Annotated in this window: 4 protein-coding genes and 1 pseudogene; 3 read left to right on the forward strand and 2 right to left on the reverse strand. The window is 60.6% G+C overall.

The genetic code is table 11. The annotated features are described in order from the left end of the window. Window positions 1-149: 149 nt before the first annotated feature. The 3 genes and pseudogenes from BN871_RS25875 to BN871_RS25885 all read left to right on the forward strand — a co-directional run bounded on the left by BN871_RS25875 (window position 150) and on the right by BN871_RS25885 (window position 2,199). Window positions 150-743: a class I SAM-dependent methyltransferase gene (locus BN871_RS25875; protein WP_048750042.1), complete on the forward strand. Its 594-nt coding sequence runs from the start codon at window positions 150-152 to the stop codon at window positions 741-743. 17 nt (window positions 744-760) lie between these two features. Then, on the forward strand, window positions 761-1,159 hold the full coding sequence (locus tag BN871_RS25880; protein ID WP_048750048.1) for a VOC family protein: 399 nt from the start codon (window positions 761-763) through the stop codon (window positions 1,157-1,159). 64 nt (window positions 1,160-1,223) lie between these two features. Continuing rightward, window positions 1,224-2,199 (forward strand): annotated as a pseudogene (locus BN871_RS25885) (type I phosphomannose isomerase catalytic subunit). Window positions 2,200-2,410: 211 nt separating this feature from the next. Here BN871_RS25885 and BN871_RS25890 read toward each other — a convergent pair. Together BN871_RS25890 and BN871_RS25895 are read right to left on the reverse strand one after the other, a co-directional pair. Next, window positions 2,411-4,201, reverse strand: a complete 1,791-nt coding sequence (locus BN871_RS25890) for a B12-binding domain-containing radical SAM protein (protein WP_048750044.1) — start codon at window positions 4,199-4,201, stop codon at window positions 2,411-2,413. Between the two features lie 250 nt (window positions 4,202-4,451). Beyond that, the coding region (locus tag BN871_RS25895; RefSeq protein ID WP_157060401.1) for a stalk domain-containing protein at window positions 4,452-5,940 on the reverse strand (1,489 nt) is incomplete at its 5' end.

Here is a 5,940-nt window from a genome sequence, read left to right on the forward strand (position 1 = left end):
TCCGCAGCGGCGKGTCCCGCGCTCACGAAGCCGGCCCGCAAGATGAATTCGGATCGTTATGCGAAGCTGATGCAAGCCGCCGCGGATGCAGCGGAGCCCTGCCCGGCGCCGGCTCTCTCCGCGCAGCTTCCCGAAGAGGCGAATAGCTGATGGGCTTCCTGTCCGTCATCGGCGCTGCCCACGGCTGGGTTAGGGAAAGAGTGCAGCCTGGCGACGCCGTCATCGACGCGACGCTCGGCGGCGGAGCGGATGCCCGCTTCCTGGCGGAGCTGGTCGGACCTCGCGGCAAGCTCATCGGATTTGATGTCCAGGGTGATGCCATCCGCCGGACCGAGGAGCGGCTCGCTCCGCTGGGAGACAGCGGCAAGCTGCCGGCGGTCAGCCTGCATCTGCGCAGCCATGCCGAGATGGGCATGGCGGTGCCGGATAGGGACCGCGGCCGGATCGCCGCCGTTCTGTTCAATCTCGGCTACCTGCCCGGCGAGGGCTCCGACCGCAGCATCGTGACGCAGCCCGCTTCCACCCTTGCCGCCATGGAGGCGGCGATGGAGCTGCTTCGTCCGGGAGGCGTTCTCGCCTGCGTGCTGTACCCCGGCCATCCCGGCGGCGAGGCGGAAGCCGATGCCGTCCTGGCCTGGGCATCCGCTCTTCCGTCCGGCCGCGCGCAGACCGTCCTGTACCGGATGGCGCAGAAGCGCTCGGCGCCTTATGCGCTCGGCATCGAGAAACGGCAACTAACTTAAGGAGGCAGATGAACAAGATGGCAATCCGCAAATTGGAGCATGTCGGCGTCATGACCGCATCGCTCGAAGCATCGATCGACTTCTACAAGCAGGTGCTTGGCATGGAGCATACGTACACTCTTCCCCACTCCGACGGCAAGATCCGCCTGGCGTTCCTGAGATTTCCCGGCTCGGAGGAAACGGAGCTGGAGCTCATCGAGGGGTATGACGACAGCCTTCCGGCTGAAGGCAAAACCCACCACATCGCGTTCACCGTCGATGACGTGGAGGGCGAATTCGCCCGCATCAAGCGCATGGGCATTCCGCTGAGGGACACCGAGCTGACGACGCTTCCGAACGGAGCACGGTACTTCTTCTTCTACGGTCCCGACGGAGAGCTGCTGGAGCTGTTCCAGCCGGGAACCCGTCCCGAATAACCCGATCCATTCATAGACCCCGAGAAATCATACTTAGCAGATAGAGAACAGGAGCGGATGAACGATGACTGTCAACCCTTATCCATTGCAATTCAAACCTGAAATGAAAGAACGCGTATGGGGCGGACGGGCGCTGGAGCAATTCGGCCTGGAGCTTCCGGAAGGCCATATCGGCGAAGGCTGGATGATTGGCGACCACCCGAACGGCACGACCAAAGTGCTCGGCGGGCCGCTGGACGGGCTCGGCCTGGACGAGATCCGCGAGCGGTACGGACGGGAATGGTTCGGCAGCAAGGGCTTCTCCGAGAAAAACGGCCGTTTCCCGCTGCTGATCAAGCTGCTCGACTGCAATGACAATCTGTCCGTGCAGGTCCACCCTACCGACAGCTACGACCGTCTCCCGGCCGGCGAGCTTGGCAAGACCGAGATGTGGTACATTCTCGACGCCAAGCCGGGCGCCAAAATCATCTACGGCCTCAAGGAAGGCATCGACCGTACCGGACTGCAGCAGGCCATCGACGAGGACCGCGTCATGGACGCTCTGCAGGAAGTGACGGTCAAGGCGGGCGACGCCTTCTACATTCCGGCGGGAACCGTCCACGCCCTGTGCGCGGGCGTCGTCGTGGCGGAAATCCAGCAGAACTCCGATACGACCTATCGCCTCTATGACTACAAGCGCCCCGGCCTTGACGGCCAGCTTCGCGAGCTGCATGTAGAGGATTCTCTCAACGTCATTGCCTATGAGGGAGCCGGAGCGACACGCATGAGCACGGAGGACGCGCAGCCGGGCAGCTGGCTGACGATTGCCGAATCCCCATACTTCCTGGTGGACAAAGGGGTCGTTCGGGGGGTCCTGGGAGCTCGCCACCTCCGCCGACAGCTTCGTCATCCTCGTCATTGCCGAAGGCCAGGGCAGCATTGCCTGGGGCGAAGGACAATCGCAAGCTGTCAAAGCCGGCGAATGCTTCCTGCTTCCGGCCACTCTCGGCAGCTACAAGCTGGACGGCGAGATGACCGTCATCCGCAGCCTCGTTCCCTGACCCGGGGTCAAGCCGCCATACAATCAAAGGAGCTGTACGCGAGCAGGCCATCCTGCTCCGTACAGCTCCTTTTTTTCCTGCCGGAAAAAACCGGCGGGAAGAAAAAAAGACCACCCGGCTCCCGCAACGGCGGCAAGCCGGATGGTTCTCCTATTACTCTCCGCTCAGCGGGATTGCTGTCCTCCAGCCAAGCCGATCAGCCGTCAGACGCTTACCCGGCCGCTACCGCTCCCTGACTCAAGCGCAGGCAATAAGCCGACCCGCCTCGCTTGCCGGACACTCCATACAGGACGACCAGCAGCGTGCCGGAACTGCGGTCGATCTCTCCCGTCGCCAGGAACTGCTCCAGATCGAACGGCAGCTTCTCCAGCACCGCATGCTTCTGGAGCTCCTTCTCTCCGAGGCCGAGAGCGGCGAAGGCCGGCGATACATCCTCAGGATGCTCCCCGAGCAGGCGCATCCAGCCGCCCAGCTCCTGCTTGTCCATCGTGAAGTCCCACCATACCTTGCGGGGCTTGTGGTTATGGCCCAGGAAGTAGTCGTACTTCATCAGACCTTCCACGACGTCGCGGTCAAATCCGGCCGGAGCCTCTCCGGAGTTCAGGAAGCCCTTCAGGCGGGAGAACAGATCCTCCAGCTGATGGCCGATCCGCTCCCAGCCTCTGCGCTCCCAGTAGTCGCCGTACTGCTGGAAGAAATCGAAGGCCGAAGGGAATACCCGCTCGATCAGGTACAGCAGCGTGCGGTCCATGCGATGGGCGTTCCAGTACTTCTCCAGCACGTCCTCCACCCGCTTGATCCGGATCAGGTCGGAGAACGGCATCAGGTTGTTGCCAAGAATTTCGTAAGGCGCCTGATCCGCGTACACATACCCGTATTTGTCGGCGTCGATCCGCAGTCCGGTGCCTCGCAGCATTTTAAGGAAGCCCAGCTGGAGCTCCTCCGGCCGCAGGTCGAAGACGTCGTTGAACGTCTTGCGGAACGTATCGTAATCTTCATGCGGGAGACCGGCGATGAGATCGAGATGCTGGTCGATCTTGCCCGATTCCTTGACCTTGGTCACCGTGCGCACGAGCTTGTTCCAGTTCTGGCGGCGCTGCACCGCCTCGTTGGTCACGTCGTTGGTCGATTGCACCCCGATCTCGAAGCGGAAGATGCCCGGAGGCGCATGCTCGGCGAGATAATCCAACACCTCGGGACGCATGATATCGGCCGTAATCTCGAACTGGAATACGCAGCCGCCGTGATTCTCGATCAGGAACTTGAACATCTCCAGCGCATAGTCGCGCTTGATGTTGAACGTGCGGTCGACGAACTTGATCGTCTTGGCTCCCGCCTCGATGAGGTAGAGCAGGTCGGCCTTGGTCCTCTCGATATCGAAATACCGGACGCCGACCTCGATGCTGGACAGGCAGAACGAGCAGCTGAACGGGCAGCCGCGGCTCGTCTCGAAGTAGACGACCCGATTCGCAAGCGATTCGCGGTCTTCCGGGAACCGGTGCGGACTCGGCAGCTCGGCCAGATTCAGCTTGGGACGGCCGATGTTGACCCGCACCTCCGGCCCGTTCTCCCGCAGCTTGCGATAAGCAAGTCCGAAGACAAGATGGTATTTGCCCTCGCCGTCGATTTCCTGCAGGAGATGGTGGAACGTCTCCTCCCCTTCACCGAAAATGATGAAATCGACCTCAGGCAGCTTCTCCATCCATTCGGCCGTATCGTAGCTGACTTCAGGTCCGCCCATCACGATCCGCACGTCCGGAGCGATCTTGCGCAGAATCCGGATGACCTTGATCGTCTCCTCGATGTTCCAGATGTAGACGGAGAAGCCGATGACATCCGGATTTTTGCTGTACAGATCGGATACGATGTTCATCACCGGATCCTTGATCGTATATTCGGCAATCTCGATCGGGAAGTCCTTCTCCGCATAGGCCTTCAGGCAGCGGAGCGCGAGCGAGGTGTGGATGAATTTGGCGTTGAGTGTCGTTAATACTACTTTCATGGAATCCCTCTTTGCAATCGTCATTCTCCCATTCTACCCAACTTCGGAGCGAAAAAGAAGAGAGGGCTCCCTGGAAGCCGTCTCTCCCGAGTCAAAGTCAACGAGCTATAGACGCTGAACATAGGATCCAGCCGAATCAGCCGAGCAGATGGAATGTTCCCCGGAAGCGCCGGCGTTCACCTTCAAGCCGCGATTCCTCCTATAAAAAACCTCCGGACCTGGGGTCCGGAGGCGGTATGAGTCCGATGGATCAGCCGCGAAGCTTGATGAGCATATCTTCCTTGAACTGGACATCCAGAACCGCATAACGGATGTTCCACTTGCCGTCTGCCGAAGCCGTCGCTTCGCCGGCCGCATAACCGCGCGGCTCGAAATCCACTTGCTTGCCGTACATCAGAACAAGCTGGATCTTCTCCTTAGGCAGCATGCCGTGCAGCTCGTAGGATGTGTTCGCTCCCCACATGCGGAGATCCTTCTGCATCTTGGAGCCGTAATAATCATAGAAATCCGGATTGACGTCCGCCTGGATGACCAGCCAGCCTGCCGCATCCCTCTCCGCCTTCCAGCCGGTCAGCGCCAGGTTGCCGTCGCTGCCCTGAATGCTGCCGAATTCCTTCTTCATCAATGCCGCGATTTCGTCCAGCGAAGCCCCTTCCAGACTGTCCGGCAGCGTCGGCTTGAGGAAGCCGACTTTGGCCGCATCAAACTTCGCGGTACGCAGCAGATTCTCGGCGTCCTCTGAAGAAGTCGCAAAGTTGAGGTCTGCCGTCGTGTCGTCATAGCCGGAGGTCGTCAGGCCGATGAGCTCCCCGTACTGGTTGAACAAGCCTCCGCCCGAGCTGCCATGGTCGATCGGCGTGCTCACTTGGTAATAGAAGCTTCCATCGTCATAGCCGATGTTGCTGATCAAGCCTTCCGACACGGTGTTCTGCAGTCCGAGAGGGCTGCCGATCGCTACGACGGTATCGCCCTTCTGCACGTCGTCGAAGCTTCCGAATACAATCGGAACCAGATCCATATCCTGCTTGGTCAATACGAGCGCAAGATCGTTCTTCTCATCCGTGGCGGCGACTCCCTGGATGTCGATCGAGCGGCCGTCGTTCGTCATGATCTTGCCGGACTTGGCGTCCTTCATGACGTGCAGATTCGTCAGGATGAGGCGCGGACCGGCGACAACGCCGCTTCCTTGTCCGTAATCGGTCTGGATCAGAACGACGCTGTCGTCGTTCTTGGCGACAATCTGCGCCGTCGTGAGACGCCGCGACGCGCGTTCCTTCTCGGCTTTTGCGACAGCGGCCTCAAGCTGGGCTTCCTCCGAAGAGATGCGGACGATGCGGGATTTGGCATCCCACTTCACCTCGGCTCCCATCGTCTCGCTGACGAAGCGGATCGGGACGAATGTAGTCCCGTTCAGAATTACGGCCGGGCTATCCAGCTTCACGGATTTGCCGTTCACGACGGCATGGGAAGCTCCAACCTTGAGGGACATGCTGAAGTAGCCTCCGCTGCTCGCAAGCAGCGTCCTCGTCTTGGGATCCCAGCTCAGCTCGCTTCCGAGCGCCTTGAAAATATCCTTCATCGGAACCAGGATCGATCCCTTCAGGATCACCGGACTCATCCGCACGGCAAGCTTCTTGCCGTCGAGCATAATAACGATCGGCTGAGCCTGCGCGGTCACCGCTTGGGCAGACGCCGCAGCCGCCGGAGCGGCAGGGGCTGCAAGCAAGGCTGCAGCCAGG

Origin of the sequence: Paenibacillus sp. P22, assembly GCF_000469945.2 — a bacterium.
Taxonomy (GTDB): Bacteria; Bacillota; Bacilli; order Paenibacillales; family Paenibacillaceae; genus Paenibacillus_O; species Paenibacillus_O humicus.